Origin of the sequence: Providencia sp. CIM-Carb-044 (assembly GCF_033901115.1) — a bacterium.
GTDB lineage: Bacteria > Pseudomonadota > Gammaproteobacteria > Enterobacterales > Enterobacteriaceae > Providencia > Providencia hangzhouensis.
The window spans coordinates 1-4,089 of record NZ_JAXADV010000036.1 but is presented as its reverse complement, the minus strand read 5'-3'; the positions used below and the strand labels follow the sequence as shown (position 1 = coordinate 4,089).

Annotated in this window: 7 protein-coding genes and 1 pseudogene; 4 read left to right on the top strand and 4 right to left on the bottom strand. The window is 36.1% G+C overall.

Features of this window, described 5'->3' with window-relative positions; translation table 11 throughout:
- Positions 1–240: 240 nt before the first annotated feature.
- The 4 genes and pseudogenes from SJ312_RS22920 to SJ312_RS22905 all read right to left on the bottom strand — a co-directional run bounded on the left by SJ312_RS22920 (position 241) and on the right by SJ312_RS22905 (position 2,363).
- Positions 241–852 (bottom strand): annotated as a pseudogene (locus tag SJ312_RS22920) (recombinase family protein).
- Positions 786–1,076, bottom strand: coding sequence for a hypothetical protein (locus SJ312_RS22915; RefSeq protein ID WP_071548924.1), 291 nt, complete (start codon positions 1,074–1,076; stop codon positions 786–788). The pseudogene SJ312_RS22920 and the gene SJ312_RS22915 overlap by 67 nt, the downstream one beginning before the upstream one ends.
- Positions 1,077–1,428: 352 nt before the next feature.
- The gene (locus tag SJ312_RS22910; RefSeq protein ID WP_071548925.1) at positions 1,429–1,701 is read right to left on the bottom strand and encodes a hypothetical protein; all 273 of its coding nucleotides are present in this window, start codon (positions 1,699–1,701) and stop codon (positions 1,429–1,431) included.
- A gap of 29 nt (positions 1,702–1,730) precedes the next feature.
- The gene (locus SJ312_RS22905) at positions 1,731–2,363 is read right to left on the bottom strand and encodes a recombinase family protein (protein WP_071548926.1); all 633 of its coding nucleotides are present in this window, start codon (positions 2,361–2,363) and stop codon (positions 1,731–1,733) included.
- Positions 2,364–2,557: 194 nt separating this feature from the next.
- Here SJ312_RS22905 and SJ312_RS22900 point away from each other — a divergent pair, with 194 nt between their 5' ends.
- The 4 genes from SJ312_RS22900 (at position 2,558) to SJ312_RS22885 (ending at position 3,874) form a co-directional block, all read left to right on the top strand.
- Positions 2,558–2,800, top strand: coding sequence for a type II toxin-antitoxin system ParD family antitoxin (locus SJ312_RS22900; protein WP_071548927.1), 243 nt, complete (start codon positions 2,558–2,560; stop codon positions 2,798–2,800).
- A complete protein-coding gene (locus SJ312_RS22895; protein ID WP_071548928.1) occupies positions 2,793–3,086 on the top strand; it encodes a type II toxin-antitoxin system RelE/ParE family toxin in 294 nt (97 codons plus the stop codon). The genes SJ312_RS22900 and SJ312_RS22895 overlap by 8 nt, the downstream gene beginning before the upstream one ends.
- 126 nt (positions 3,087–3,212) lie before the next feature.
- Entirely contained in the window at positions 3,213–3,434 is a 222-nt protein-coding gene (locus SJ312_RS23545; protein WP_413776574.1) for a pentapeptide repeat-containing protein, read from the top strand.
- A gap of 236 nt (positions 3,435–3,670) precedes the next feature.
- The gene (locus tag SJ312_RS22885) at positions 3,671–3,874 is read left to right on the top strand and encodes a type II toxin-antitoxin system RelE/ParE family toxin (RefSeq protein ID WP_071548929.1); all 204 of its coding nucleotides are present in this window, start codon (positions 3,671–3,673) and stop codon (positions 3,872–3,874) included.
- Positions 3,875–4,089 lie beyond the last annotated feature (215 nt).

Sequence of the window (4,089 nt, the reverse complement as noted above, 5' to 3'; positions counted from 1 at the left end):
AGTCGAGAAAGCTATTTTGGTCTCGTGATCGCCGGGATTTTCTTTCTAATTATGCACTGTCGCTATTGCGCAAAAAATGTCGTTATCAAAAATGATGGGCTTGCACCCATGAGAGAATTGATTAATATCGGGGTCAGTTTGGATATGGGGTTTCTCGCCCATTTCATCCAAAAGTCTAAAGTTTGCTCGAACCTCTGTGATATCAGGATTTTAAGGGAGAAGTGGTTTATTATAAGTAATTTATTTTGCTGCTTTCATGGATTTTGATACTTTCGAGATCGTATGCCTTGAACAACCTATCAGGTTTTCTATCTGACTATAACTTTACCCCTCCATCAACAAGCATTCAATTTTTTGGTGTAATATTTTATTGATCGGGCGACCTTTGTATTTTCCTTCTTGTTTGGCTTTTTGCACTCCTTGGGCTTGGCGGCGACGTCTATCTTCGTAATCCTTTCTCGCAACCGCTGCCAGCATGTCTAACATCATACTGTTAAAGGCGGCAAGCATTCGTTCCGTAAACTCATCGGTGCGATTCATAAATTGATAGCTGGTTGGGAGATCTAAAGAAACAACCTTCAACCCTTTATGTCCAATGAGATATTTTAATTTTTCCCAGTCATCCGTATTCAAGCGGCTAATTCTATCCACCTGTTCAACTTAAATAATATCACCTGGCATGGCCACATTGAGTAAGCGAAAGAGTTCAGGTCTGTGAAGTTGGGCGCCCGATTCATTCTCTTCAAACCAGCAGGCAATCTGTAGTCCCATTCCCTCGACAAATTTCAATAGTTCATTTTTTGCTCTTGATGCATCCTGTTCATGGGTTGATGCGCGAAGATATCCTTTAATGGCGTAATGCCGTCTTTATTGAGGATGAGGTTGTTCTGTGTTTCTAATAGCTGGCGTTGATTGAGTTCAGACTCTAACCGTTGGCGTTGTTCGAATTGAATAGCATCACGATTTGAGAGCGTCAGAATATTGGCTGCCTTGCTCGCATGAGCAGCAAATAAAGTTGCAAGTATGAACACGAAACAGATAGATTTGATTGACATAAAATTACGAATAGTTTTCATTTTCAACGTTATAATTGACCGTAATTTACAGTTTGGGTTGAGATATCTCAATCATTCGTTTATTAATGAAACTATTTAGATCAATTTATGCCAGTGAATCAGCAGTTTTTAGTGATTAAATGTTTGGATAAGTAATTTGGTTATTTTTATTTCTGTTTTTTGTGGGTAAAATGAAATAAAAAAATAACTTATCTTGTATTAGTGATTTATTTGTCTTTATATTTCATTGCATGTGATTTTATTCAAAATAGTGACATTAACGTTGAGTCTGATGGGGGATAAAAGTAGATGTAATATTATATTTTGTGACAGGTAATCGTGATATACCTCATTTCTCAATAACACATTAATTCTATTTGGTTTTTAAAGACCAGCTGCTTCCACCATAAAGTGTAGAACCAATGACTTCTTCCCATATATTGTGTTCGATGAGTAAGTATTTAATCGACTGGAATTCGATATGCGTTAAAACGCCTTCTTCTTCCCCATTTTGTGATAGTAAAAGATAACCTTCAGGTATGCGAACCGAGGATTGAAAGGCGGCCTTTGCAAATAAACGATAAAATGTGGTGATTGTATATCCTCGACGTAATAGTCCGAGGAGTTGTTCTGTTGGTATCGCCATACGTTTTTCCTCTCTAAATAGAATGCTGATTATTTTTGTTGATAACGTAGTTGAATTCGACAGACTTGTGAACGACTATAGCCAGTAGCCTCAGCGGTTTCTCGAATACTGAGTCCTTTGGTTTTTCGGTAATAAATCACTTTCTCATGACGCTCTTTATCCGCCTGCTTTCCTTTGTATTTACCTAAAGTCTGAGCGCGCTCGATACCTTGTTTTTGTCGTTCGCGGCGACTGATCCAATCTTTGTGTGACATTGCTGCCATCAAATCAATCAACATGGTATTAATAGCAGAAAGTACAGCTTGAGTGATAGGGTCATTCTGTGTGGGATCTTGGTTATTTAAGGCTTGCCAAGATGTTGGTATATCGAGACTGACAATCCGTAACTCATGTTGCTCTATTTGTTTTTTTAATTTTAGCCAATCGGTATTGTTTAATCGAGTGAGCCTATCAATTTGTTCAACTAATAAAATATCACCTTGTTGACTATCACTGAGTAAACGCGAAAGTTCAGGGCGTTCTAATTTTGTGCCACTAATATGCTCGCGATAATAATTCGCAATTCGTCCTCCTCGTTCTTCAACAAAATCATTTAGCATATTTTTTGCTCTATCTGCATATTGATCTTCAGAAGAGGCTCTGAGGTAAGCTCGTATGAACATTTTTTCACCAATCTATCGCATTTAAATTATCTCATTAAAAGTATCGCATATAGATTATTGCATTGATAGTGATTTGATGCATTTTAGGTTCTCGCTTTGGGGTATACCCTAATGCTATAAGTCTAATTGACTTGATTTTATCAAATAGGCTAACTAAAATTATTGTGTTAATAATTAACACAAAAGGTGGTGCTATGGCTCGTACAACAAGTGTAACAATCGGGGCTCAATTGGATGAGTTTGTCAATCAACTCATTTCGTCAGGAAGATATGGCTCAACAAGTGAAGTCGTTCGCTCTGCTCTACGTTTACTTGAGGTCCAAGAAAAGCAAACAGCAGCATTGAAGATGTTAATTGATGCAGGTGAGCAAAGTGGTGAGTCGTCGTTAACACTCCAAGATATCGCTAAGAAAGTGAAGAACGCTCATAATGTATAAACTTTCTAATTTAGCGGCTAAAGACTTTGAAGGGATATTCGAGTATACCCTCGTGAATTTTGGTATTAGGAAAGCAGATGAATACACTAAAAACTTACACGATGTATTAGAAGTGATTAGCCCTAATCCATTGATAGGAATCGAGTGTACAGAAATTGCAGTTGGGGTTAGGCGTCATAACCACTCTAAGCATGCAATTTTTTACCGATATAGAACCGATGATATTTTTGTTATCCGAATTCTTCATCAACAAATGGAGCCACTAAAACACTTTTATTTTGAGTAGTTTGAAAAGTAAGTAGACAAATATTTTAATAGCATTATTTTCATGCTGAAGATTAAAGTACCCTCTTTAGTTTTATCAGAAAGATAACCTAAAAAAGGTACTTATATGAATATTTAGCTATTATTTATTAATACAGCATTACATTTTATCATCTTTAGCCATGCTATCTTTAGCCATGCTATCTTTAGCCATGCTATCTTTAGCCATGCTATCTTTAGCCATGCTATCTTTAGCCATGCTATCTTTAGCCATGCTGTCTTTAGCCATGCTGTCTTTAGCCATGCTATCTTTAGCCATGCTGTCTTTAGCCATGCTGTCTGCATAAGAAGCTGCAGCTGTCATACATAACGCACTAGTTAAGATTACCAATATTAATTTTTTCATAACAAATTTACTCTCTATCAGTTTATTTATATTAATACTATCAGTTTATTTATATTAATACTACCATTATAACTATGGGTTATTGATTAAAAAATGATTACAAATTTGTCATAAAGCGAGGAGTAAGAAATATGGGCTTGTTGCAAATAATAAATTTGCGCATTTTTCACTCAGCGCTAAGAAAGTGAAGAACGCTCATAATGTATAAACTTTCCAATTTAGCGGCTAAAGACTTTGAAGGGATATTCGAGTATACAGAAATTGCAGTTGGGGTTAGGCGTCATAACCACTCTAAGCATGCAATTTTTTACCGATATAGAACCGATGATATTTTTGTTATCCGAATTCTTCATCAACAAATGGAGCCACTAAAACACTTTTATTTTGATGAGATTGACCTGTAAACTCGAAAACTTCAGTTAACTCATTTTTTATAAATCCCTTCTCATTAACTAGCTTAGTTTCTTTAAACTTATCGTGCGGAACTGGTTCTCTATAAGTCGATTTTTATAAGAAATGCGTACCATATTGCTTGGTGCAGATAAGGTAGACTTAAATTGCACTTTTATATCGATTACGCGCGCGTCCATTATATGATGTTGTTTATTTTTAGAGGATA